At 37.2% G+C, this 24690-nt stretch carries 20 protein-coding genes; 3 read left to right on the plus strand and 17 right to left on the minus strand.

What is annotated here, in order from left to right:
* Positions 1–19: 19 nt before the first annotated feature.
* From FD724_RS26365 to FD724_RS26445, 17 genes are all read right to left on the minus strand, one after another.
* A complete protein-coding gene (locus tag FD724_RS26365) occupies positions 20–1423 on the minus strand; it encodes a GumC family protein (RefSeq protein WP_179074636.1) in 1404 nt (467 codons plus the stop codon).
* 100 nt (positions 1424–1523) lie between these two features.
* A complete protein-coding gene (locus FD724_RS26370; protein ID WP_179074637.1) occupies positions 1524–2693 on the minus strand; it encodes a DegT/DnrJ/EryC1/StrS family aminotransferase in 1170 nt (389 codons plus the stop codon).
* A 111-nt stretch (positions 2694–2804) separates the two neighbouring features.
* On the minus strand, positions 2805–3983 hold the full coding sequence (locus tag FD724_RS26375; RefSeq protein WP_179074638.1) for an ATP-grasp domain-containing protein: 1179 nt from the start codon (positions 3981–3983) through the stop codon (positions 2805–2807).
* A gap of 109 nt (positions 3984–4092) precedes the next feature.
* Positions 4093–5166: a GNAT family N-acetyltransferase gene (locus FD724_RS26380; RefSeq protein ID WP_179074639.1), complete on the minus strand. Its 1074-nt coding sequence runs from the start codon at positions 5164–5166 to the stop codon at positions 4093–4095.
* A 45-nt stretch (positions 5167–5211) separates the two neighbouring features.
* Entirely contained in the window at positions 5212–6099 is an 888-nt protein-coding gene (locus FD724_RS26385; protein WP_179074640.1) for a phytanoyl-CoA dioxygenase family protein, read from the minus strand.
* A gap of 77 nt (positions 6100–6176) precedes the next feature.
* On the minus strand, positions 6177–7283 hold the full coding sequence (locus FD724_RS26390) for a DegT/DnrJ/EryC1/StrS aminotransferase family protein (protein ID WP_179074641.1): 1107 nt from the start codon (positions 7281–7283) through the stop codon (positions 6177–6179).
* Between the two features lie 176 nt (positions 7284–7459).
* Positions 7460–8116, minus strand: a complete 657-nt coding sequence (locus FD724_RS26395) for a sugar transferase (RefSeq protein WP_114081662.1) — start codon at positions 8114–8116, stop codon at positions 7460–7462.
* 53 nt (positions 8117–8169) lie between these two features.
* On the minus strand, positions 8170–9474 hold the full coding sequence (locus FD724_RS26400; protein ID WP_179074642.1) for a hypothetical protein: 1305 nt from the start codon (positions 9472–9474) through the stop codon (positions 8170–8172).
* Entirely contained in the window at positions 9452–10705 is a 1254-nt protein-coding gene (locus tag FD724_RS26405; RefSeq protein WP_179074643.1) for a glycosyltransferase family 4 protein, read from the minus strand. The genes FD724_RS26400 and FD724_RS26405 overlap by 23 nt, the downstream gene beginning before the upstream one ends.
* A 73-nt stretch (positions 10706–10778) precedes the next feature.
* Positions 10779–11081: a glycosyltransferase gene (locus FD724_RS26410; protein WP_179074644.1), complete on the minus strand. Its 303-nt coding sequence runs from the start codon at positions 11079–11081 to the stop codon at positions 10779–10781.
* A gap of 43 nt (positions 11082–11124) precedes the next feature.
* Positions 11125–12324 (minus strand): O-antigen ligase, encoded by a 1200-nt coding sequence (locus FD724_RS26415; protein ID WP_179074645.1) that lies wholly within the window; start codon positions 12322–12324, stop codon positions 11125–11127.
* 15 nt (positions 12325–12339) lie between these two features.
* Entirely contained in the window at positions 12340–12660 is a 321-nt protein-coding gene (locus FD724_RS26420) for a hypothetical protein (protein ID WP_179074646.1), read from the minus strand.
* The gene (locus tag FD724_RS26425) at positions 12641–13879 is read right to left on the minus strand and encodes a lipopolysaccharide biosynthesis protein (protein WP_179074647.1); all 1239 of its coding nucleotides are present in this window, start codon (positions 13877–13879) and stop codon (positions 12641–12643) included. The genes FD724_RS26420 and FD724_RS26425 overlap by 20 nt, the downstream gene beginning before the upstream one ends.
* Positions 13866–14195 (minus strand): hypothetical protein, encoded by a 330-nt coding sequence (locus FD724_RS26430; protein ID WP_179074648.1) that lies wholly within the window; start codon positions 14193–14195, stop codon positions 13866–13868. Before FD724_RS26430 ends, FD724_RS26425 begins: the two co-directional genes overlap by 14 nt.
* A 71-nt stretch (positions 14196–14266) precedes the next feature.
* Entirely contained in the window at positions 14267–16303 is a 2037-nt protein-coding gene (locus tag FD724_RS26435; protein WP_179074649.1) for a nucleoside-diphosphate sugar epimerase/dehydratase, read from the minus strand.
* A 1603-nt stretch (positions 16304–17906) separates the two neighbouring features.
* Positions 17907–20084 carry a polysaccharide biosynthesis tyrosine autokinase gene (locus FD724_RS26440; protein WP_256874363.1) on the minus strand — a complete coding sequence of 726 codons (2178 nt, stop codon included), beginning with the start codon at positions 20082–20084 and terminating at the stop codon, positions 17907–17909.
* A gap of 383 nt (positions 20085–20467) precedes the next feature.
* Positions 20468–20605, minus strand: a complete 138-nt coding sequence (locus FD724_RS26445; RefSeq protein ID WP_179074650.1) for a hypothetical protein — start codon at positions 20603–20605, stop codon at positions 20468–20470.
* A 981-nt stretch (positions 20606–21586) separates the two neighbouring features.
* On the opposite strand from FD724_RS26445, the gene FD724_RS26450 reads away from it, so the two are divergent.
* The 3 genes from FD724_RS26450 to FD724_RS26460 all read left to right on the plus strand — a co-directional run bounded on the left by FD724_RS26450 (position 21587) and on the right by FD724_RS26460 (position 24604).
* Positions 21587–22945 carry a glycosyltransferase family 4 protein gene (locus tag FD724_RS26450; RefSeq protein WP_179074651.1) on the plus strand — a complete coding sequence of 453 codons (1359 nt, stop codon included), beginning with the start codon at positions 21587–21589 and terminating at the stop codon, positions 22943–22945.
* Between the two features lie 341 nt (positions 22946–23286).
* Entirely contained in the window at positions 23287–23709 is a 423-nt protein-coding gene (locus FD724_RS26455; RefSeq protein WP_179075634.1) for a hypothetical protein, read from the plus strand.
* 49 nt (positions 23710–23758) lie between these two features.
* Entirely contained in the window at positions 23759–24604 is an 846-nt protein-coding gene (locus tag FD724_RS26460; RefSeq protein ID WP_179074652.1) for an ABC transporter permease, read from the plus strand.
* Positions 24605–24690: the final 86 nt, after the last annotated feature.

Consider the following 24690-nt stretch of genomic DNA (forward strand, 5'->3'; position numbering starts at 1 on the left):
AGAATAATCCCTAATGAAGTCAATCCCAACAACTTTTGGTCTCATCAACAGTCTTAATTGATTTATCTGTTGCTTCCAAAATAAAGATAGCCACTAAAGTAGCCAGGATAGACAATAAAGAAGCACTCACAAGCATAAAAGGAGAAGAAATAGGCTCTTGAGGAACTTGAGCTTCGGATAGGATAATTGCATTACCTAAGTTTTGATTTTCTGCTAAACGGCTTTCTTCTAGCTTTTGTTGCAAAAGTAAATAAGTAGATTGTGCGACTTGTGCTTTACGTTCTAACTGGCGTTGTTGTTGTTCTAATCTCGGAAGATAACTCAAACGTTGTTTGTGGCTAGCTTGTAAGTTAGATAAAGCAGCAGCTTGGCTTTCTAAACCTAGATGGGTTGACTCTAATTCTATAAGCTTCGCTGAGAGTTGCTGTTGTAGCTCTCCTAATTCATAGTTTTGATTTAGTTGTAGTTTATTCGTTCCTGTAACTTTTTCTATACGTTGTTGCAGTAGCTCATTTAAAGACTTTAATTTGTCTTCTAAATCTATAATTTGCGGATGGGTGTCTTTTACAACAGTTCGCCTGAGCGTAAGTTGCGACTCTAATTGTTGGATTTCTTTGAGAATATCTTGTACACCTGAAATTTGGCTAAGGGAAGTCTTAATCATTGCCTGCCGAGAGTTCATACCCAATTGTTCGCGGATTTCTTTAGATTGTGCATCGATATCAGCAATTTTTGATTGAGCTTCACTAAATTTCTTTTGTAAATCTGCAATATTTTCTACTGCCTTACTTGCTTCCTCTGGCAGGGAAACACTTTTATAATTTTCTTTAAACTTTGCGATATCGGCTTCTGCTTTTAGAACAGTTAATTCTGCATTCGGCATCTGTTTTTCTAAAAATTTGCGAGCAGCCGTAGTTTGATTCCTCTGAGCGGATACATTATATTCTAAATAAGCATCCATCAATTTATTAACAACTTCTGTTGCAATTTCCGGGTTCTTATCTTGATATGATACTAATAAAATATCAGTTCCATCAATATTATTCACATTCAACTTTTTAAGAAAAGCCTGGAGTTTTATAAGCTCCCCTTTGTCATCCTTCAAGTTGAGTTTTTTTATAGCTTTTTGCGCTATAGGTATAGAGCGTATAACTTCTGCTTCTGTATTTAAAGGATTAGTTTGATCCTGAGATACTGATTCTAGCTTGTTTATTTCTGTTCCTACTCCCGTTAGGGAAGAAGTTATATTTGTTTTGTGGAATAGCAGCTTTCCCTCTGCCATATAATTAGGCTGTCTTAATAACAAAGGTAGCAATGAAATTAGCAAAGCTGGGAAAAATATTACTATAAAAGACAACCATCGGCGCTTCAAAATTTGCAAATATATATTAAACGTAATAATGCTTTCTGTTCGAGATTCCATAAATTTAAATTGAATTTTTAATGATTGATGTAATTAAGATTGGATGACTCAATATTGCAAAAAAGTAAAATAAATAAGATAGATAATTTGTCAAGCCAAGCTACTGATTAGATAGAGACATATAAGTATGAGTTTTAGAACTATTATGGTGAACTGCTAGAATTTCACTAATCACTTGCTCCAAATCTTCGTCTGTAAGATTAGAACCCGAAGGTAGGCAAAGACCGTGTGTAAATAAATCTTTAGCGACTGTATCTCCAATATATTCACACTCAGCAAACACAGGCTGGAGATGCAAAGGCTTCCATACAGGACGAGTTTCAATTTGCTGTGCGGCAAGTGCGATGCGGACTTGTTCTCGATCTACTCCAAAAGTTGCTGGATCGATTGTTAAACAGGTTAACCAGCGAGTAGCACGGCCAAAAATAGCTTCCGGCATAAATTCTATGCCTGGGAGATTTCCTAAAACCTGTTGGTAAATTTTAAAGTTGCGTCTTCTAGCCGCCACTCGCTCACTCAAAAGATGTAATTGACCGCGACCAATACCAGCTAAAACATTGCTCAGACGGTAGTTGTAACCAATTTCTGAGTGTTGGTAATGGGGAGATAAATCGCGTGCTTGGGTTGCTAAGAAACGGGCTTTTGCTACCAATTGTGGATCGTCGGAAACCAACATTCCACCGCCGGAGGTAGTGATGATTTTATTGCCATTAAAGGAGTAAATGCCAATGCGCCCAAAAGTTCCGGGGGAACGCTCTTTGTAGGTAGCACCTAAAGCTTCAGCTGCGTCTTCAATTAAAGGAACGTCATATTGATTGCAAGCTTTCAGGATGGGATCGATATCTGCACTTTGACCATACAGATGAACAAGTACCACTGCTTTAGGCAATCTACCAAAACGTGCGCGGTTCTCTAGCGCTTCCTGCAATAAGTCAGGATTCATATTCCAAGAAGTGCGATCGCTATCAATAAATACTGGTTTTGCTCCTAGGTAAGCAATTGGATTGGCGGTAGCTATAAATGTCAGGGTAGAGCAAAAAACTTCATCTCCAGACTGGACACCTACTAACCGTAAAGCCAAATGCAGAGCTGCTGTACCAGAACTAACAGCCGCCGCATACCCAGCCCCAGTTTCTTGACAAAATTCTTGCTCAAAAGCATTTACGTGTGGGCCTACTGGTGCAATCCAGTTAGTATCAAAAGCTTCTTTGATGAGTTCTAGCTCGCGATCGCCCATGTGTGGAGTTGAGAGCAAGATTGGTTTAGTCATGATTATTTTCAGTAGTTTGGATTATCTGATAAGGCTGCAATAATTCAGATTTTTTCATGAGAAACTCCTCAAAGTATTCCTGATGACCCTAAAAATCTTTACACTTAGTTGTTATTTAACATTTTGTAATTTCTGAGATTGCAGAGAAAATATACTTTTCATATTTTGAAGTAACTTCTGTTTAATAAGCTTATAAAATAAGAAATGGAGTATACCACTTGGATCTGATAAAAAATATTTAACATTCGTATCAAACAAACTATATTCTAAAGAGCCGTTGAAAGCATCTTGAATAAACCTATGGAATTTAGCATAATATTGTTCTTTATAGGAAATCCTCTCAAAATTGATGTTATTTGATAGTAAATATAAAATATACGGAAAGTTTACACCAACTGAGAGAGAACCCATTAGAGATTGCCAAAACCGTGGATTGATTTCAATAATATTAATTTGCCCTGTCTGAGAATTGTATCTTAAGTCTAAATTAGCAACACCATTCCATTTAAGTACATTCATAGTTTTTGTGACTATATCAATAACAGCAGAATCATGAACAAACTTCAATTTGTCAATTTTGGGAGTAAATCCTTTTGCTAACCCTAATTGCTGTTGTATTGTGTAAGCAAGAACTTGCCCATTTTGACAAAGAACGCTACAACCTATATCATGACCAGGTACATATTTTTGAACAATATAGACATCGTTGGGATAGTTACAAAGAGCCTGAAAGTTTTCTTCTTCTAAAGACTCAAATTTTTGTATATTTTTTCCACCACTTCCATCAACTGGTTTGAGTATTACAGGATAATTAAATTGGCTAATATTCTCAATCTCTTTAAGTAAAACTGTTTCAGGTGTTGGAATATTATGTTTTTTTAATAAAAGGTGCAACTTCCATTTGTCAAAGGCTGTATCTAAATTTTCTTCACTTGGTAATGCCACTATTCTACAAAACTTTGACAATTTATCTCTATATTTTGAAACAAACTTAAATCCTTCTTCGGAAGCCGGAAATATAATATTTATTCCTTGATTTTCGATTATCCTAATTACCTCATCTAAATACTCTAGTGAATTTATCCTATTTTTCGAAATAACTAAACTATCAATATATGCCGAATGCTTGTAAAAATATAACCATTGATTCTCATCTGATACTTGGTCTGAAGAGACAATCACATTTATCTTAAATTCACTATTAGCTTTTTTAAGACAGCGTATTGCATAGTACGCGAGAGGATTGTTGCATGGATCGGGAATTAAAACGGATGGTTGTTGAATTTTCATTGACTATGATTTATGTAAATTTTCAAAACTTAAATACTAGAAGCATTATCAAGCTTAATTGCTTAACCAATATGAAAAATGAAAAGCATAATTTTCCGATCGTGGTTATTCAATGTGAACGATAAGCAGGAAAAAAGTCTGATTCCAATAATTCTGATGCTGTTTTACCTATAACTTTCGCTCTTAATTCCACCAATTTATAATATTTTTCCTCATTAATTATTAAGCGTAATGTTAAAAACTTGTGAGTCAGTTGAGAGAAACCCGCTTTGAAAATATATAAACTATCCTCATTTGAACTACCAACTCCACCTCCCAAGTGCAAAAATTCATTACCGCGTTTCTGTGCCCAATACCTTGCATAGTCGGTTTCTAAACTACCTGGTGATAAATGAGCAAATTGATTTCTTGTTCCTCCAAGTGTGCTTTGCACAATTCCACAACATTCTGTATATAAACCAACACAAGCTATTTGATGTTCATGTTCAACAATGCATAGATGAAGACTAATACCTAACAAATCATTCATTTGAGTAAAATATTCGGAATTAAAGGAATAGTATCCTGTCGTTGCATTGACACGTTTCATGGTTTCTTCATAGATTGCAACAAATTCGTCCAAATAATCTTGGAATGGAACCATCTTTGCAACCATTCCGAGGCGCTTACACTTGTTAATTGTGCTACGATGACCCTTTCTGGTGTGAGTCCACAAGTTAGAAAGCCTCAAATCAACTGAGACTGTTTCGCCTGTAAGTTTCAAAGTTTCCGTTTGAGAGACTTTGGTGAAACTCTCATTGAGAATTGGATGCAAACGAAAGAAAGCGGAGCATATTCCCCTAGAGTGAAATTCCTGCTTCATGATATCTAGAGCAGCATCTAGAAATCCTGGTGTGTTAAGAGCTGCTTCACTGAGCAAGATTCCCGGATAGCCATAGGGGGAAACAACATCAAAAATATCTGCTGATTGTAGTCCTTCAAAGAGGATATCATTACATTTCCTGAGTAAATAAGGGACAAAAAACTTTTTTTCACCTTCAGTTATTAATATAGCTTCGGGGATAGTATCAGTTCTTTTAGCTTCTAAATAGCTGTACTCAGGCAAATGGTAAAAATCATGACGGATTTCTTGCAGGGTTTTTAACCACAAATCATTTGTTAATTCTATTATTTGTACTTGCATATTTATCTTATGTTCCCAAGTTATTTGGTTATATTTGACTATTTTTTATCTATCATCTGTTGACCACAAGATAGGAAATATTGCTGGATCACTATAATCTGGATTGCCGTTGGGCAGTTTGCGACAGATACTGTCAAGAAAGTGATGAATTTGTTCTTTGTTATTCCAAAAAGGTTGATGGCGATTGGCATAGTCCTGTAAATATAAAGCAAATGCTAAACGTACTGAATTGCTGCAATTGGAATAGCTACCGTGAATAGTACAACAGTGGTGAAAGCTAACTTGACCTTTGTTGAGGATGATAGGTACTTCAACAATTCCTCGTCCTTTTTGGGTAAATTTCTCTTCTATCTCTTTGAGATTCTGGTTATTGAAGCAACGCAGATGTTCAGTATCTGACCACTTATGACTACCATCAAGAACAACGAGTGGTGCTTTATTTTCATCAATATCTTGGAAAGGTATCCAAGCGGAAAGCATTTTTTTAGAGGTGCAGTTAGAAGAATAAGAGTAATCGGTATGCCAGCCAACTACGCCTCCTTGATTGCTAATCGTGATGGGTGCCTTATAGATTAGCGTATCTTCAAATAATCGAATTTCTGTAGTTCTAGCTAGTTTCGCGGCGATCGCCCCAACAATTGGCTGAAGAACGAGCTTGCGTAGTTCTTTTTTCCGATAAGAAACGTGTTGATTATTGCGTACAGCGTCTCCATCTCCAGGCTTCCAATCGCTGTAACCAGTACTATAGGGAAGTGTTGCGTCTCGCTCTCCGCGATAAAAATTTTCACTACCTGCGATCGCTTCATCTATAATCTCATCAGGTATAACTTTTTTGCTAATAAACCAGCCGTGTTCTTCATAAAAAGCAATATCTGACTCTGTGGGTAAAAGAGCTAGCTGATCTTGTGATAATTTGTAAGTAAAAGTTTTCATGTAATATATCCTGCTTACTTTCAAAACTTCAAAAAATTGTGCGAACAACAATAAATTATTGAATTTTGAATTACTTTTCATCCTCCAATCATAGAGATAGCAAGATTATCATATTGTTGAAAAAATTCTCGAAATTTCGCTGCCACACGACTAATATCATCTAAAGAGTAACGTTGATCTGTTGGTATTGTTAAAATGCGTTTTGACAAATCTATTGCTAAAGGGTCATTAGATGAATTTTCTGGCGTTTGCGGCCAATGAATCGGTGGAAATATGTTTTGACTTATTAAGTAGTTACGTAAAGCTTCTCGATTTTCTGAATCTTTACAGACAATTATACTGTTGAATGGCACAGAACCATTGGGCCAAGAGGTAAAAAGGGGTGTCCAATTAGGATGGTTTGTAATTGATATCCAAGCTAAAAATTGTTTGACATTTTTTTCCCTTTTTCGCCTAAATTCTCCAATTTTTAGGCAGTTTAAAATATTAGAAGTAAAAGTTGAAGCTGCATAATTAGTTTCGCAATCAAGCTCTTCCTCACTTTCAATCTCTAGTCGCCGATAGATATCTTTCGAGATATTTGCACCACTAATATAAGCTCGTTTTAACAGCATCGCAGTCAGCTTTTTACAACTAGCTGGTGATTCTGAAGAAGCTTTTGGCAACTTAATATTTTGGGGTGACCAGATAATACCTCCATTTGGGATTGGCAGAGTTTTACGTAGAGAAGCTATAGCATAGTGAGCATTACTTTGCTGTGCCCAAGAAGAAAAAGGGTCGTGGCTATGGTCTTCAATTAAGATAATCTCATTATGTTTAGATAGCCAATCTTGCCAACATTTTCTTTGTCTAACCCCAAATAAGTTAACTGCTAAAACTAAATCACCTGGGAAAGTATTGAGGGAGTTAAAATCTGGGGATTCTTCAGTTGGCAAATCTCGATACCAACATATCTCAAAATATTTTTTGAGTTTTGTTGCAAAATCCATGCATGAAAAAGATGGCAAATGCAGTCGTAGCTGACGGACTTGATTCTGATTTAATAGATTGTTGAGAGAAATCAAACAAGCTGTACCAGTGGAAAAAAGTTCATATAGCTTAGGTAGAAAATTGTTAGTTTTAGATGCCATTAAAAAGTCATTTGACCAATCAAATTCAGAACCTACTTCCCATCCTTTTTCCATAAACATTTACCTGAAATAATAGGATTTATTACAAGAAATTTCTTTGGTTATTGTGAAGCTAATCTCTTGTCTTGACGAAGTTATGAAGCGTTAGCGAGTTCACGAGCTTCGAAAAACCTCACTCAGACTTTTCTCAGTCTTCTGCCTTATTTATTGAGAGTTTGTACAATAATATTTCATACTTCTCTAGTACTACCTTGAAATTCTTCACCTGTAGCGTAGCCTTCTTGGCTAATATTTTCTTTTTTCAAAACTTTGAACAGAGTTAAAACCAGAATTTTCAAGTCCAACCATAGATTCCAATTGTCAATGTACCAAATATCTAATCTGAATTTCTCTTCCCAACATCCATCTAATAATCGGCGACCATTGATTTGCGCCCAACCTGTGATACCCGGTTTGACATTGTGGCGACGTGCTTGTTCGAGGCTGTAACGGTCAAGATACTGTACCAGTAAAGGACGAGGGCCCACCAAACTCATGTCACCCTTGAGGACGTTCCAAAGTTGTGGGAGTTCGTCCAAACTGGTTTGACGAAGAAATTCACCAAAAGGCGTGAGGCGTTTCTCATCAGGGAGAAGATTACCTTTGGCATCGCGTTCATCCGTCATAGTGCGGAACTTGTAAAAATTGAAAATACGAGCATTTTTACCGGGACGGGGTTGGATAAAAATAACTGGATAACCCATACGGAGATAAATAGCGATCGCAATTATCAATATCACTGGAGAAAGAGCTAAAAGGGCGATCGCTGCTACAAATCTATCTAATATAGACTTGATTAATCTGCTACTTTTTATAGAAATATGTTGCTGTAAATATTTGCTGTTCATAGCTATATTCTTCACTTTTGTCAACTAAAATCAGTAATCAAGGTATATAACTTTTATCGAAAAAATTGAGCGCAGATACTTTGCTTTTCCCCTTTCAAGACTTTGCTGCTACTGCTGCTAGCAATTTTGAAGATATGTACACCAAGTGGTTGAAATTCGGTATTCAACACTCCATCGGTAAGCGGAACTGTCTTGTTTTCAAATAGAACAGTTGCTTCGGTGGGCGTATTAGGAAGACCAGTAAAACTAACCGAAACAGGTTCATTTGCTGAGTTGACGGCAATAACGTAGGTAGATTGATTCCAAACAGTTGTCAGGAGATTAATAGAAGGAAAGCTGAGTGGCTGTTTCATGCCATAGGTGTAGAACTTCTCTGTCCTTCTTGGCCCAGCGATAATCTCAAAGCTCACATTATCTAGCCTCGTGCCATACAAGATAGCCGAGCCCAATTGCTCTGGCCCTACAATCTCTCCAGCAGCCTTATGATATGTTTGCAAAACACTTTCTAGATTTGGATGGTCGCGCTCATGCCAGTAAGAAAAAATGAGAATCCCCCTAGCACCAGATACAATAGACTGCCAGAAGTCATGATAGGCCCCTTCAGTTGTGGCGATCGCATTACCCGATTCGTAAAAAAGTTCCAGAATTGCTACAGGAGTTTTTTCTCCATTCAGATAATCAGGGCCTATCGTGGCTTGTGCTAGCTTGATCCCCTTTAGTGTGGTTTCCATCCGCCATCGCACCCATGCATGTGGCACCCCTATATAGTTTGTGTAAACGCTGGAGGGAATGATATCCAAATAAGGTACATACTGCTGGACACTTGTAGCATCATAGTGACCGGGGATGTACATATAATTTGGTCGCTTTTTTGGGTCATACTTGCGTGTCCAACTCGCATAATTGGTGACTATCGCCATTTCTCCATCTCTCCAATAGCGCCGTTCTTCAGGAAATTCCCACCACGCTACTTGATCGCTCTTAGCAAGAGCAGTTATCTTCTTTGCCGCTTGCACTTCTGGTATCGGCTCAGATTTACCTGGCAGGCTGGCAAGAGCAAGCATCTTACCCTTAGCTACAGTCTCAAGAAAAGAAGGGGTAAAATGATATGTCTGGGCGATTTTCCATCCGAATTGCCGCACCCTCTGCATATCTTGTGCTTCGTGTATGGAGTATAGTCCTAACGGAAATTGCTTACTCTTAGGGTATATATCTTGTCCAACAACTTCTGTATTTGTTGCCGTAAAGACGACGGACGCAACAACAATTCCAACGGCTGCTAGTAACTTATCAGCACAACGTAAGAATTTTATTTTCGACCAATGTTTCCACTTTTTAAATGCCAGAATGCGTTTCATTTAAAACCTTCTGAAAAACATTTGCTAGTTTCTTGTACAAAATATCCCGATCAAACACTGTGTCTGCAAGTTTTCTTGCAGCAGTCTGAGCGCTTTGCAAGCACTCAGAGCTATTTAAAAATTTTGCAAGTTGAATTGCAGCAACTTTTGGATCGTTGCTAGAAATGCTAATACCAGCACCAGACTGTTCGAGAATTTCTTTTTGCCAACCGCCATAGTTAATTACGACTGGACGACCTGCTGCTAGGGCATCAAAGAATTTATTAGCTGAATTATGCTCCATCTCAGGAATTGGCTTAAACAAGGAGGTGGCAACGGTACATGCAGAAAGAAGTGCTGGCATTTCAGCTTTAGGAATAGGTGGCCACATCCAGAAGTTTTTTTCCAAAATCCCTAATTGACAACTAGCTTCTCTGACTTCACTTTCACAGACACCTGAACCAACCACCAGAAATTTAGCCTCAGGTATGATATTTCTCATGTGACTTGCTAAATAAGCCAAGTAGTTGACTCCATTTATATGCCCCAATGTACCGGTGTAAACAATCAAAGGCCCGCCAGATAATTCGGGATGCTGGCGGAGAAACTCTAATCCAATTGTTTCTGAAATGTTAAAACGTGCATTATCGCAAGCATTAGGAATCACTTCTACTTTCTCAGCAGGAATACCCTGTTTGACGATGCCTTCTTTCATGCCAGGAGAAAGCGCCACAATATGAGAAGCATTTTGATAAGCTATCAGTTCTAATTGCCGAGCCAAAAATATAGCTAATGGTGAGCGTACAGCTTTCATCGCTATTGGCATTTCTGGCCAGAGATCTCTGACTTCAAAAACATAAGGAGTCCCATGTAACCATTTTCGCAATAAAGCTGGTATTGCAATAGTAAGCGGTGTGCTAGTAGCAAAAGTGAGATCAGCTTTTTCTTCCCGCAGGACTTGTAAAGAAGACCTTACAGCAAAACTCAAAAATGCCAAAATTCTCCGCGAGAAGCTCATGTAATTACTGTACTTCAAAGGAATAACATTTAATTTAAAACTAACATTTTTGGTGTTGAACAATTTCAGGATATTAACGGCGGGAATTCCATGAATTTCCGAGTCACCGCAAAACATACAAACTTGCCATTTATCTTGGACAAGACGAGTCGAAAACTCCCAGGATCTTGTGCCTCCAGAAACTGTGGGAATAGAAAAATATTGATGTAAATAAATTAATGTGCGAGTATCCATCAACGTTGAACCTCTGGAGAATTATTTGACTTAACAATTACATCTGCAATTTTGTAATTTGGATGCAATAAGTTTAAATATTCTTGAAGTGACTGCTTGCCAATCTGGTTCCAGGAATATTTTCTTCTACTAAATTTCGTGCCGCCTGTCCTCTTTTTGAAAGTTCTAATCGCGCGGCCAAAACATCTTGCATACCTTTAGCGATCGCTGCTGGAGTAGCCTCCACTGACCATCCAGCCCCAGCGGTCTCCACTTCACTTGCCATATTAGTACCAGGTGTGAGTAGACAAGGTATTCCATAAGATAAAGCCTCTAATACTGCTATTGGATGTCCTTCAAAACGGAAGGTATGTATCAACAAATCAAATTCATACATAAAATTGATTCTCTCCTGTTCAAACTATAGATTTGAATCTTTATTAGACCCTTTGATTTTTTGTAGCTATAGTAGGAACTTGGTTTTGTATCAAAATTGGTAGTGCTAATATTAGGCTTATAATTGAATAGTTGTCATATAATGTTCCAGACAATAGAGAACCTATATAAATTGGTGAACAAATTATAGTTATAATTTTCCAGTTTCTATTTAATTTACCTTGCCATAAAAGTATTCCATACATTGCAGTAAATCCTATAAGAATAACACAGGGTAAAAAGCCGCTATTATATAGCAGGTCTAGATAAATATTGTGAGGATAGGAATATATATATTGGCTTCCTTCTCCGAATAAAAAATTATCTTTTATAAAAAAAGATGTCAAATTTTGCCAATATCCTTCCCTGACTGCAATAGAACTAGAGGAGGCACCACGGTCATAAAACCAAAATACTCTAGAATCAATAATATATTTAGAAAAACTTGAATTTATAGCGAGTAAAAAAGGAGCAAATGTTATAGCTATACTAGCAAACTTTAGCCAATTCAATCTGATATATAGTACTGTGTAAAGAAAAGATAATGTCATAACAATTCCTACTATTGTTGCACCTCTAGAACCTGTTTTAACCATTAGAGACAATGCAATAACTAAACAAAATATCGTAGTGATTAAGCTAAGTATTGAAATTTTTTCTTTTTTGCTAGAGTAATTTTCATGAACCAATACGAGATTTAGCAAGAAAATAGTTCCAATAATTCTGTAGTAAATATTGGGCCCAAATATAAAGGATTGTCTTGGCTCGTTTCCAGAAAACTGTTGAGATAATACTCCAAGAAAAATTAGTGTCATGGCAGGCAGCCATCGAACTATCTTACAACCTGGACTATTACTGAGCAATCGCTCGATTACATGAGTGCCAAAAACAAGAATATTAACATATAGAATTCCTGATATAGCGCCAAAATAATAGTCAAAATTGTATTGATAAAATTGAATAAAAATAGGTAAAAGAGCGAGAAAAATGAATATTTGAGCAGAAATTTCTGCTGGGCTTAAAATAAAGTTTCTTCTCAGGACAAAAACTATTGTCCAAAAAACAAAAAATAAAGGAATTTCATACACCGTTTTATTCTCTCCAGGAAATGTCGAACAAAAAATCAAAATTAAGTCAATAGGTAAAAGAATTACGTTATTCCAAAAATCCTGATTTAATGTTTTTTTAATGATCATATTTGACATTAATTTGTACCAATATTATGACTTTGAGAACACACAAGGTAGTCCTGTTGCGTACTCGTGTAAGATACGTTTGAAATTAGGAGCATAAAACCAGGATCGTGACGGATGAGAACATAGAATAACCTTGCTACCAAGGGCACGGATTTCTTCATCGTAAGCACCGGGCTGGGCTGTGTTAATCAGAAAATCCATCTGGAAGCGATCGCAATCAATGTGCCGCAAAATGTACATTAGCCAGGTTTCGATTCCACCCCTGTTCATCCCTGCAACAATATGGAGGATACGTATTGAATGCTCATCGACATTCTGGATATCTCTAGAGTTTGTGTAGTGCATAGAAGATAACTCCTAAACTAAAAATTGTTTGAACAATAGTTGCAATAACTAGTGCGATCGCTACTCCTAGCAACCCCAAACTGGGTAGCAGCAATAGACAGGCTATGGTTGAGATAGTTACTACAGTCGCAAACAAAGGCATTTGGATGCGAAAGTACTGACATGCCGTCATTCCATAGCTCAGGAAAGACGATACATAGTTAATTCCAGCCGCAACCATCAACCAGATAAACAAATTTGTTTGCTCGGCATATTCAGGTTGATACAGAAGAGTCAGGATCTGATGTCCAGCTACAACAGCTATCAAAACACCTGTTCCGCCCAATAAGGCAGCGATTCCTACCAGCTTGAGTAGGAGTGTATGGAAAGCAATAGCATCTTTAGCCGCGTAATACTTAGCTAGTCTAGAAATGCTTGACTCTCCTAGGGCATTTACTACGATGTTTCCTGCCACCATCAGGTAGGCAATGGCTGCAAAAATCCCCAATTCCCGCTCACCTAAATATCGTTCAATAAAGTAACGGGGAATATTGGTATTGAGTGAAATTAGCATCATCACAAACCCCAGAGGCAAACAGAGCCATACCAGCTTTACTAGGGTTTTTCGATGCCAACGCGGTTGCAATTGTGACCTGTATAGCATCAAGATACCACTGCGAATGTCCCAAGCGACCAACACCACTGCCCAAGCAAAGACCAACCCCGCCACTCCCCAGAGAATATGGCCAGACATATATACTCCAATGCCCAGTAGTAGGAGTGATAGAGGGCCTTTAATCATCAACGATGTTGCAATCCGATCCATGCGTTCATGCTGCTGAATCAGTCCATGAAATATGTCGCTAATAGACTCGAATGCCTTTGCCAAGCCCATCAAGAAGATAACTAGAGAGGTTTCCCATCGAAAGCCGCCTAACAAACTAATAACCGTAATGATCGCAAGTGCCAAAGCTGTCGAGATTAGTCTTAGCCCCAAGTAATCGCTAAAAGAATACTGTTTTCTGGCATCTGTTGCTTGGACAATTCGCAACTGAAGATTTGTAAACATGATTATAGGTGCTGTGATCGCCAGCCCCAAGGTAAACTGTCCTACCATCTCTGGACTGCCAAGTTTAGCCAGTATCACCAACATTCCCCACTGGCAAGCTGCATAAACTAAATTACCGGCGAAAGTCCAAGAAAAGTTGCCGCGCAGTGTTAGAGGCTTATGTTGTTGCATTTGCTTTAGTCATTAACCTCATCCAATTTTGCAGTTTGATACCAAACACAACAATGATTTGATAACCATCTACACAAGCTATCCATTTGCCGCTCTCAAGCTTGTGAGGATCGATATTATGCATTCCGGTTTTATTCCACCCATAACCACTTACATTGATAATTGGATTATCTTTAAACGCTTTTTCTTTATAAGTTGTTGTTGTCAAATCGGTAATTTCAAATGCTCTCACTTGATTGCCATACAAATGCTCATCATCCTGGGTATATCGGATTATTTTTTGTAATAAACCGTGAGAGCCATAGATAGTTTTCATGTTGATTCCCTAAATTAAATGTAGAGTTATTTGATGAATTAGCCATCGACTTAGAGTCCAAATCCTCTATTTTATTTAGCTCCTCCCGATTCCACTTTCGCAAGTTTATTTTTATTTGAATATCTGATTACAGCACTATTCTTTAGACTGTTTCTTCGCTCATTATTTTCTAAGTACTTAGGTTTGTATCCTGACACCAGTTGTTCCAGTAATAACATGATGTATTTAATATCATTTTTACCTGCTGCGGCACACAATTCTTCTACAGTCATGGCGAGATTTTCTGAAACAATCCGACTGCCATTTTTCACTACTATCAATTTTTCATGTTGAGTTGGTTCGTACTCTTCTCCCTCGATAAACAGTTCCTCAAATAACTTTTCTCCAGGTCTTAAGCCTGTAAATAAGATGTCAATATCTTTATTTACCTCGTATCCCGAAAGGCGAATTAATTCCTTCGCCAAGTCAACAATTTTTACAGGTTCGCCCATATTCAGCATTAAAACTTCACCACCACGACTCAATACCGCAGCTTGTAAAACAAGTTGCACTGCTTCTGGGATAGTCATGAAATAACGACAGATATCTGGATGGGTAACGGTTACTGGGCCACCTGAAGCAATTTGTTTTTTGAAAGTGGGAACTACACTACCGCGACTACCCAAAACATTGCCAAAGCGCACAACAACATAAGGTTTACCGCTTTCTTTTGCAGCTTGCAGCACTAGCATTTCGGCAACTCTTTTACTAGCACCCATGACACTAGTGGGATTAACAGCTTTATCCGTGGAAATCATCACGAAGTTTTGAACATTGTATTGCAGCGCCATATCCAATAAGTTTTTTGTTCCAAGCACATTGTTAGTGATTGCTTCTGATGAATTTAATTCCATCAGAGGAACGTGCTTATGAGCAGCCGCATGAAAAATCACGTTAGGTTGAAATTGTTCAAAAGCTTGTTTTAGGCGAATGCTATAACGAATATCGCCAATGAAAGTATAAATACGAGGGGTGTATCGCTGTACTTTCCCATCATTTTTGAGTATTTGGATCAGTTTTTCTAACTCTTGTTGGATATTAAATATAGAATTCTCCCCATGTCCCATAAGTATCATTTCCGCAGGATGACACTTGAAAATTTGACGGCAAAGTTCACTACCAATTGATCCTCCTGCACCTGTAATCAGTACTGTTTTACCTTTGATAAATTTATGCACTTGCTCAACATCAGTTTGTATGGGTTCTCGCCTGAGCAAATCCTCAATCCTGACATCTCGAATGCTATCTACCCGCACACGATCGTTGAGGATTTCATATATTCCAGGTAAAGTACTAGTTTGTATTCCAGTTGCTTTGCAAATATCTACGATTTCTCGAATAACATGGCCAGCAACCGTAGGCATAGCGATGATAACTTTGTGGATTTGGAGAGATTTCAAAGTATCAGGAATTTGGTGGCGATTGCCTACAACTGGAATACCACGAATTCGGACATTTAATTTCCGTGGATCGTCGTCAATGAAGGCAACAGCATGAAAGCCTAGTTTAGGCTTGCTTTGCATATCTTGCACAAGGGAAACTCCGGCATTACCAGCACCAATAATCAGCACCCGCTCTCGTGGATTAAATACTCCTTGACGTTGGATAAATCTTTCTACAACTCGAAAACTGAAACGTAACATTCCTATGAAAATACATGACAGTAATCCATCAATAAATGGCAGCGATCGCGGCAGGTTATCTGTTGCAAAAGGCAATATGTGATTAAGAAGATTAAATGTCATGCTTTGGATGACTATTGCACCTACCATCAACATGGCTATATATGTCAGTTCCTCAACACTGGCATAGCGCCAGTATCGCCTATAAAAACCAAAACTCCAAAATACAATTAGTTTAACTAATAAAAATAGTAGAGTTGCGATTCCTAGTTGTGATATGTCCGCTTGAATATCGAGAGAGCCGTCTAAACGGATAAGCAGTGCTAATAAAGGAGTAATTGAAAAAATAATAATATCAAAAATTAACAAGTGCGTATTTTTTAGCTTTAGCAGTTTCTTTAATAAATTGGCACTAAATTTTTGAAAGATTCTAAGTAAGAGTTTCATACTTCAAAAGACCTCCTAAGCAAGTTACAGAATCATCCGTTTTGTGCATAAATTTTATTCATTCAGAGAATATTTAATATCGCCAAATAACTTGAAAAATGATGTTTATATGCCTGGAACGTCTTGTTAAATAATCATTTCTAGAGAATTGACATAGGTATGTCTTTTGTCCATTTGATAATTTATAAATAAACAAAAATTTAATTCCTATATCAATTCCTAATTTCTGACTTTTAAATTCATATTAGAGTTGGCTTGTCTAGAAATAGACATAGCTAATAATCAAAAAAATGCCCATGCACATTTCTACTGGTTTGTGCCCAGGTTACTGAAATATGTTTACAACTTATATCCTGAGAGATTTTTTGAGTAGACCTCTTGCACAAAAGTTTTGGCAAATTTATGTCGAAATTCTCTATCGTAACATAAAATTATTCTGCAAGAGGTCTACTAAACCGCAAACTTTTCAAACATCCTCTAAGTACGGAATTTAGTTGAATGACGCAACTACTATCTTTGCACTAGTTTGTATTTATGCTTGAGTTGTCTTCAGCAATTGTTTAATTGTTATAATTTGCCTTGACAATTTTATACAACTTATGTGCTAACAAACCATATTTAAATTAATATTGTCCTGTATAGATTGCTACGTATTACTTCAGATGGATTGTTTGTTTTGTAAGTTAATGGCGTTGCTATCTTTATGCAAAGAGTGAATATCATATTTAAAATTTACCCCTGATAACATCGCATTGGTAATTGAGCGGTGTTCAAATTTGTGTAACCCAACACTTAAAGTTAGTAATAATTACGTTGTACTTAACTAAATGTAACTATTACTATTACTATATTGAACTACTAAAATCTATACCAAATTTTAGTTGTATGTGTCACGCCAATTTGGCACAAGTTTTTTTTGTAACTGGGGATTTAGGCGAGAGCGAACGTATATAAAGTGATTTATAAAAAGGAATTTACCAATAAAAGTTACGAAGTTACCCTCCTGACCTAGGTATCCACATAGCAATTACATTAGAGTAGTTAGCTAGTGAATTTCGTGAGATTTCCCAGGACCATCAAAACAAAGATTGGACACATTAGAGCATTCTGAGTCTAGAAAATCAATATAAAACTATTTTCATGTGATGAAAGCATTCTGAACAGATTGGGAAAGCAGAATCTAAAATTGGGGGTTGTATAAATACGGGATGAATTGGCGGGCAGGGCGAACGCACGGGATTTCTGAAACCCTTGCTGGGCAAGGATCTTGATGAAAAAATAGGCTAAATTAAAAAACGCCAAAACCCTTGCTATTAAAGGATTCTTATACTTTAGATGCGTTTGCCCTGAATTGGCGGGTGAAAGCATTGATAACTCGTTCCAAACAAATTTGGCTAAATCATCCCATGATTCAGGAACGCCTGAATCGTTTGTTGCCCTTATCTTATTTGCTGATCCCAATAGTATCCTTTCAAGATTGGATTGTTAATTAATTATTTTTCACCTCACCATCCCGGAAATTGAATCTATGAACCAGAGTCAATAATTACAAGGTCATAGGCTTCTATAACTGTAATGTGGAGACTATAAAGTTCATTCTTTTTTAATACAAACCATTGAAATTAGTTTTTTGACCGTTACAAACTATGCCTAATATATTCAAGCGATAAATTTTCAGGTTATCTAAAGCTATTTTTAGTATTGAAGAATTTGTTTTGTGAATTCGAACTACTATCAATAGTCCATCAGTGTGGGGTGCTATCAGGCTAGCATCAGCTAATCCCACTAGGGGAGGTGCATCATAAATCACTAAGTCAAAATTCTTCTGAAAATCTGTCATTAATTGCTTCATCTTTGAAGATGAGAGCAACTTTGCGGGATCGGATGGTACTGGTCCAGCTGTGATTACAGATAGTTTGCTCATAGAAGGTAGTTGTCGAATTACTTCTCCCACTGGCAAGTTTGTAGAAATTAAATTGCTTAATCCCCAGAGATTATTTAAATGTGAGAGATTGTGAATTGTGGGTTTACGAAGATCAGCATCTACAAGTAAGACTCGTTGCCCCATTGCTGTAGCTATCTGAGCTAGATGAAGGGCTATGGTAGACTTGCCATCACCAGGCATAGCTGAACTAATAACTATGGAACGGAACGGGCTATCGGAACTGAGTAGTTTAATATTTGTATAAACTACCCTTAAAGCTTCCGAAAAGTTGGAAGAATACTCACCCTGTTCTTCCTCTGGTAAAACAGTCAGTTTAGCAATCTCCTTAGAAAGAAAATTTGGTATCCTTAACAAGGGAAAACTTTGCTGATAAGTGCGGTTTTGCTTAGTTTGAATTTGCTGTTCAAAAGGAATATTTCCTAACAATGGCTGCTTAACTTTTCTTTTCAGATCATCGACAGTATGGTAGGCATTATCTAGCTTTTCCATTAGTAAGACAATACCAACTCCTGAGATGATACTTGCAACTAATACTAATACGAAACTGCGTAGGGTATCAGAAGAAGAAATAGGAATGTCCGGTGTAGTTGGTACTTGAAGTAATTGCCAGCCCAGCTCTGTTTGGGATATTTGAATTTGGAGATTCTCGCGGGTTGATAAAAACCGATTCAAACTCTCATTTGCAAATTGCAATTTACGCTGTAATTCAGTGTACTGTCTTGTTAGAATTGGCAGTTGGTTGCGTCGCTGTGCAAGTTTCTGTTCTATTTTGGTAAGTTCTTGACTTTGCACTTCTAATTTCTGAAGTTGCATCTCTACTTCTGCAAATTTTATACCCAATAATTGCTGTGCCTGTTTACGTAGCAAAGGTAAAAGACTAGCTCGTTTCTCTTTCAATGTTTGAATGGTTGGGTTTTTGTCCTGTAAACGAGTTGATTCAGTTGCAATCTGAATATCAAATTGACGTATTTGAGTAATTAACTGCTGATATAAAGGAGCATTATTCAGCATTGCTGTTGCGCCATTTTTTTCTTTTAGACTCGTTAAATTAGCACGAGCTTGAGCTAACTGTAGATCAATTTCTTGTCTTTTTTGAGATAATTCAACGGTTTGTGATGAGATTTGCTCTGCTTGGGATTCTGGATTGTCAAAATTGTAATTTTGTCTAAAAAATTGCAACTCTTTTTGGAGTTGATCTACCCGATTCTGTGTTAAAGGTAATTGGTATTCAACAAACTGAAGCCCTTGACGTAATTTGGTTTGCCTCCTTATTTTGCTGTAGTCTAAGTAATCTTTAGCGAGCCTCTGTAGTACGGCTTGAGTTTGATCTTGATTTTTACTGTGATAGCTAACTAATATAATCTTGGTTTCACCTAATCGAGTAATTTTTAGAGAATCGATCAGAGAATAATAGTTTAATTCTGGATAAGAAGCTTGTAGCCGTTTAAGAGTATCTCTCATCAGTTCAGGACTCTTAAGAACCTGAATTTGGCTTTCATAATCTAGACTAGACATCTGTGAGTTAGAGTTTTTGACAACATCCACATCTGTGGAGTCATCATTCACAGGTTCCACTAACAGTTGAAAATTGCCTTCATATTCTGGGGGCTTCTGTTTTAGCACTAAGCTAATAACTGCAATTGTCATAACAGTAATAGTTACACCTGTCATAACTAGCGCTCTTCGCCGTAAAACACCCAGAAATTTTTGCACACTCCATTCTTCTTCCTCTTCAACCCACGGAACAAGTTGATTTTGTTGATTTTGAAGAGATGGAGGCACAGAATTATTACTACTATCAGAACTGGAAGGTTGGGAAGGATAATTCTCTATCATATTCTTAATATTTGGTAATAAGTTAGACAGAATTTAGTAGAAAGAGTTTTATAAGCTTCTGTAAGATAAATTTTGATACGGCCAACAATCTATACTATATTTGATATTTACTTAATAAACTTATGATGAAATTACAAGTCTTTATTCTTTAATCCATTACACAAATAACGCAAGTTGCTAGTTAGGCTCGTTAAATAGTATGAAATAATACAAGTAATTTGGTTTAAGTATAGGAAAGTACAAAAATTGAAATTTTCTACTTAATAAACGTGAATTTCGGTTAATGATGTCCAATTATTCTCTCATAAAAACAATTTATTTTTGGATTCAGTGGAAACACAGGCAATACTCAAGTGCTTAAGTTAATAATTAAGGGATATAAATTATAGATGCTTGACATCAAGTGGAGTTTTCGCCATACTTCCTACTGCGGCTGTGGCAGCTTGTAAATGCTGACTTCTACCAAATCCTAAGTAAATGCACTGAATAATTAATTCCTCGACCGATCTCTTTCTTTGCATACCTTGCAGTTCATTGAATAAATATTAAGTACATTTTAATACAAATTAAGTATACTTGCATTTATTATACTTTTATTTCCTCAGTATGTTATCTAAATCCTCTTCAACAATCAAACAGGAGTCCTGGTAGCCCATAAAACTATTATTTTATAAAGTTTTAGATTAGATATACTTTAAAAATATAAATTTTTAATGAAGTAAATGATTCGATATGGAAACATGATATTGTGAAGTTCTCAGTGTTGCATATAAAAAGTAATAAAGCCTAAAAGCTTTAATTATAAAGTTATATGTAACTAGAGAAACTTAAACAAAAACTAAACACTGCTCAAAACAAAACATTCTAGAATCAAATTGTGAATAGTAATTATAACTCCAGATATCTCAGTTGATTGAATGTTAATCAAACAATAGAGACTGCCACCAACTATTAAATCTCTTTTTAGAAGTTTAAGTAAGTACCTGCTCAACCTGTCAAGGACTTGCTTTACCACATAAGAATATTACCTTCTCTCTAAAATAATTTGTTCTCGGCTAGAAGTATTTTCATCATTTTTGTGTTCTCGTATCTGTTAGAGAAGTGTGTATATAAACTAGAAAGAGTGTTCTGGTAGTTAGCCTTAATAGAGTTATAAGACCATGCCTAAATGTGCAAGGTTCAGAGGTCTCTTAAGCTATTGTGGTGTGACTAACTAGACTCTACTTGGGAGCGTGAACTAAACAAAATTACAAGGTTTTCAGTTTAGTTAGGGTGTTGCCAAGCTGTGGCTAACATACCGAAACAAAATTGGTCTTGATAGTACCTTATATCAATGACTTAACTTTACGAAAATTGTAGTTTGTTAATTCAAGCTTTCTTAGTGAATATTAAGCCAGATTTGTAAATTCTTACAATATAGTCTAGATATGTTTTCTAGATTATTTCGAGTTTATACGGGTTTTGGATAACAGTTTTTTCTATTTCAGACGAGGCTATAGACTATGAGACTTAATCAATGGATTAATCAAAATTTTTTGAAATCCATTTCTACTCCTTTAGATGCAAAAAAAGATACAAGAAACAAGCCTTCTGTAAAAGCTCAACAATCAATTAAGTTATCTGTAGTTACCCAATTTTTCCCTCCGGATTATGCCGCTACAGGGCAGCTGATTGAAGAATTGGTGAAACAGTTAGGGCAGCAAGGAGTGGATATTGAAATTTTTACAAGTCAGCCAGGATATGCATTTCGTTCTGATACGGCCCCAGCAGTTGAATGGGCTGACCAAATCCGAATTCAGCGATCGCGCACTGCTCAACTCTGGCCTGGAAGAATTCGTGGCAAAGCCATTAATGGTGTGCTATACACCTTGCGGGCGACGCTCTATTTGCTGAGAGGTTCGCGTCGCAACAATGTATTGTTGCTAACTACAGCGCCCCCATTTTTGCCAGTGATCGGATATTTAGCTTATATATTATTCAAGTTGCCCTATGTATGCGTGTTGTATGACTTATACCCTGATATTGCGATCGCATTAGGTGTAATTTCAAAGAGTAACTGGCTGGTGCAATTGTGGCGTGCAATCAATAAACAGGTTTGGTTAAAAGCCAAGGGGATCATAGTACTTAGCCCAGCGATGAAACAACAGGTAGTGGCACATTGTCCCCAAGTAGCTGATAAAATTTCTGTAATTCACAGTTGGGCTAACCCAGAAGCGATCGTGCCGATTGCTAAGAAAGAAAACTGGTTTGCCTGGAAGTATAACCTAGTTAACAAATTTACCGTCCTCTATTCTGGCAATATGGGTCGTTGCCATGATATTGACACCATGTTGGAAGCTGCAAAGCAATTGCAAGATGAGCCAATTCAGTTTGTCTGCATTGGTGGTGGTGCCAAACGCGAAGAATTAATGATGGAGGTGGATCGGTTAGGGCTGACCAATTTTACATTTCTACCTTATCAAGATAAGCAGGTATTACCTTATTCTCTAACAGCTTGCGATCTATCAATAGTCAGTGTAGATGCAGCTACAGAGGGTTTAGTTGTTCCCAGCAAACTTTACTCAGCTTTAGCCTCTGGGCGACCAATAGCAGTAATTTGCTCCCAGACTTCATATTTGAGACAACTCGTAGCTGATGCTAGTTGTGGTAGCACATTTGACAATGGAGATGGTCAAGGTCTAGCGCAATTTATTCGCTTTCTGAATCGAGATCCCCAAATAGGAGAGCAGATGGGCAAAGCAGGTCGTCAGTATTTGCGATCGCACTTCACACCTAAAGTTATCTCTAAACAATACTTACATGTTTTACAGCAGGCAGTATTTGATGAAATACTCACCATGTCTCGAAGCGATGTAAAGTAAGCATATTAGGTTTATTAAATTTCTATGATTTTGATAAACCTTACAACAATTTGATCCACAAATTTTTGGTTGCATGGTATAAGACTATTAGGAGAAAAATAGAGCATTAGAATATTTTGATTTAGTCAAAAACTAACTCTTTGCGAAATCATTTTTTTCAATTACCAAGGAAGTGAATTAATTAAAAAACAAGGTAAAATAAAAACAAAATTATCATTTATAATTGAATATTTTTGCAATATTTTTTAGGAGCAGGGCTTTGATGGTCTTATTGATCTCAGTCCCTCCAACATAGCCTTCCTTGCTCATGGTTTTTGTCTATACAGGAGGTGAAATTACATATGAGGTGTGACCGAAATCGGAAACGTTCCAAGCGAAGAGCAATTTACTGCCCGATTCATAGTTGCTATATAGATAGCGTCAGTCAAAAATATCAAATGTTTGCTGACCAAGCAGGTCAATTACAGCAACGAGGTATGAGTCGACGGAATGCTTTGATGTTAGTAGCGAACCAAACCACAGTTCCTATAGAAGGGGAATGGTTAGAAGCTTTTTGGTGTGAAGGATGTCAGCAAACAACCTGGTATCACATTCGTAAGTGTGATCATAGTAATTATGAAATTTTGGTAGCACCACAAGAACTATGGCGGCAAGTCACAGGAGTGATTGATTCTCTAGGGAACCCTTCCGTTGGTGAGTTTACTCGTAAAAGCGCCAGGCAAGTTGGTTATCAAGGTCTTAGAGGTTTCCAGTTTGTGAGTTAAGAATTATTCGTGTCATTTCGTTAAAAATACTAATCTTCAATCAAGAACTATGAGTAGCCCAAAAATTTTCTCCCAACAGGAGTTAGTGATTGAAGCTGGACGTACAGAGCAGCAGTATTGGAAAGATATATGGCGCTATAGAGAATTATTCTATTTTCTTGCTTGGCGTGACATTCTGGTGCGGTATAAGCAAACAGTGATTGGTATGCTCTGGGCACTCATTCGACCATTTTTGACGATGATCGTGTTCAGCGTCATCTTCGGAAGTTTGGCGAAATTACCTTCAGAGGGGTCAGCACCGTATCCAATACTGGTATTTGCTGCCTTGTTACCCTGGCAATTTTTTTCCAATGCCCTAAGTGAGTGTAGCAACAGCCTAATTAGTAATGCCAATTTGATTTCTAAGGTCTACTTTCCGCGCTTAATTGTGCCTGCCAGTTCAGTGATTGTCAGCTTTGTGGACTTTCTCGTTTCTGCAATGATTCTCTTAGGGCTTATGGCCTGGTATAATTTCGTTCCCACTTGGCGGATATTATCATTACCGTTATTTATTGGCATTGCCTTTGCTGCTTCATTAGGAGTAGGGCTGTGGTTGGCAGCTTTGAATGTCGAATATCGAGACTTCCGGTACATTGTGCCGTTTATTGTGCAGTTTGGTCTATATGTATCGCCCGTCGGTTTTAGTAGCAGCATTGTACCAGAGCAATGGCGTTTGCTCTACTATTTGAACCCAATGGTAGGCGTGATTGATGGTTTTCGCTGGGCAATTTTAGGGGGAGAATCCAAACTTTACTGGACTGGATTCACGTTATCTCTAGGACTAGTTGCTTTGTTACTAGTAAGTGGCATTTGGTACTTCCGCAAAATGGAACGGACATTTGCTGATGTCATTTAGGAGGGATTTGAAATATTTGATGATAACCACATCGATCAGTTAGTTTACTACCCACTCTAAAAATTTTGTACTTCAACTTTTTTATA

The organism is Nostoc sp. C057, from assembly GCF_013393925.1.
In the GTDB taxonomy this organism is placed as follows: domain Bacteria; phylum Cyanobacteriota; class Cyanobacteriia; order Cyanobacteriales; family Nostocaceae; genus Nostoc; species Nostoc muscorum_A.

Excerpts from the sequence above, each read along its gene's own strand:
- FD724_RS26405 (WP_179074643.1), bottom strand. The coding sequence starts at position 10,705 with ATGGATACTCGCACATTAATTTATTTACATCAATATTTTTCTATTCCC.
- FD724_RS26385 (WP_179074640.1), bottom strand. The coding sequence starts at position 6,099 with ATGAAAACTTTTACTTACAAATTATCACAAGATCAGCTAGCTCTTTTA.
- FD724_RS26370 (WP_179074637.1), bottom strand. The coding sequence starts at position 2,693 with ATGACTAAACCAATCTTGCTCTCAACTCCACACATGGGCGATCGCGAG.
- FD724_RS26395 (WP_114081662.1), bottom strand. The coding sequence starts at position 8,116 with ATGAACAGCAAATATTTACAGCAACATATTTCTATAAAAAGTAGCAGA.
- FD724_RS26425 (WP_179074647.1), bottom strand. The coding sequence starts at position 13,879 with ATGCAACAACATAAGCCTCTAACACTGCGCGGCAACTTTTCTTGGACT.
- FD724_RS26375 (WP_179074638.1), bottom strand. The coding sequence starts at position 3,983 with ATGAAAATTCAACAACCATCCGTTTTAATTCCCGATCCATGCAACAAT.
- FD724_RS26390 (WP_179074641.1), bottom strand. The coding sequence starts at position 7,283 with ATGGAAAAAGGATGGGAAGTAGGTTCTGAATTTGATTGGTCAAATGAC.
- FD724_RS26455 (WP_179075634.1), top strand. The coding sequence starts at position 23,287 with ATGAGGTGTGACCGAAATCGGAAACGTTCCAAGCGAAGAGCAATTTAC.
- FD724_RS26440 (WP_256874363.1), bottom strand. The coding sequence starts at position 20,084 with ATGATAGAGAATTATCCTTCCCAACCTTCCAGTTCTGATAGTAGTAAT.
- FD724_RS26450 (WP_179074651.1), top strand. The coding sequence starts at position 21,587 with ATGAGACTTAATCAATGGATTAATCAAAATTTTTTGAAATCCATTTCT.
- FD724_RS26435 (WP_179074649.1), bottom strand. The coding sequence starts at position 16,303 with ATGAAACTCTTACTTAGAATCTTTCAAAAATTTAGTGCCAATTTATTA.
- FD724_RS26380 (WP_179074639.1), bottom strand. The coding sequence starts at position 5,166 with ATGCAAGTACAAATAATAGAATTAACAAATGATTTGTGGTTAAAAACC.
- FD724_RS26420 (WP_179074646.1), bottom strand. The coding sequence starts at position 12,660 with ATGCACTACACAAACTCTAGAGATATCCAGAATGTCGATGAGCATTCA.
- FD724_RS26410 (WP_179074644.1), bottom strand. The coding sequence starts at position 11,081 with ATGTATGAATTTGATTTGTTGATACATACCTTCCGTTTTGAAGGACAT.
- FD724_RS26365 (WP_179074636.1), bottom strand. The coding sequence starts at position 1,423 with ATGGAATCTCGAACAGAAAGCATTATTACGTTTAATATATATTTGCAA.
- FD724_RS26445 (WP_179074650.1), bottom strand. The coding sequence starts at position 20,605 with ATGCAAAGAAAGAGATCGGTCGAGGAATTAATTATTCAGTGCATTTAC.
- FD724_RS26430 (WP_179074648.1), bottom strand. The coding sequence starts at position 14,195 with ATGAAAACTATCTATGGCTCTCACGGTTTATTACAAAAAATAATCCGA.
- FD724_RS26400 (WP_179074642.1), bottom strand. The coding sequence starts at position 9,474 with ATGAAACGCATTCTGGCATTTAAAAAGTGGAAACATTGGTCGAAAATA.
- FD724_RS26415 (WP_179074645.1), bottom strand. The coding sequence starts at position 12,324 with ATGTCAAATATGATCATTAAAAAAACATTAAATCAGGATTTTTGGAAT.
- FD724_RS26460 (WP_179074652.1), top strand. The coding sequence starts at position 23,759 with ATGAGTAGCCCAAAAATTTTCTCCCAACAGGAGTTAGTGATTGAAGCT.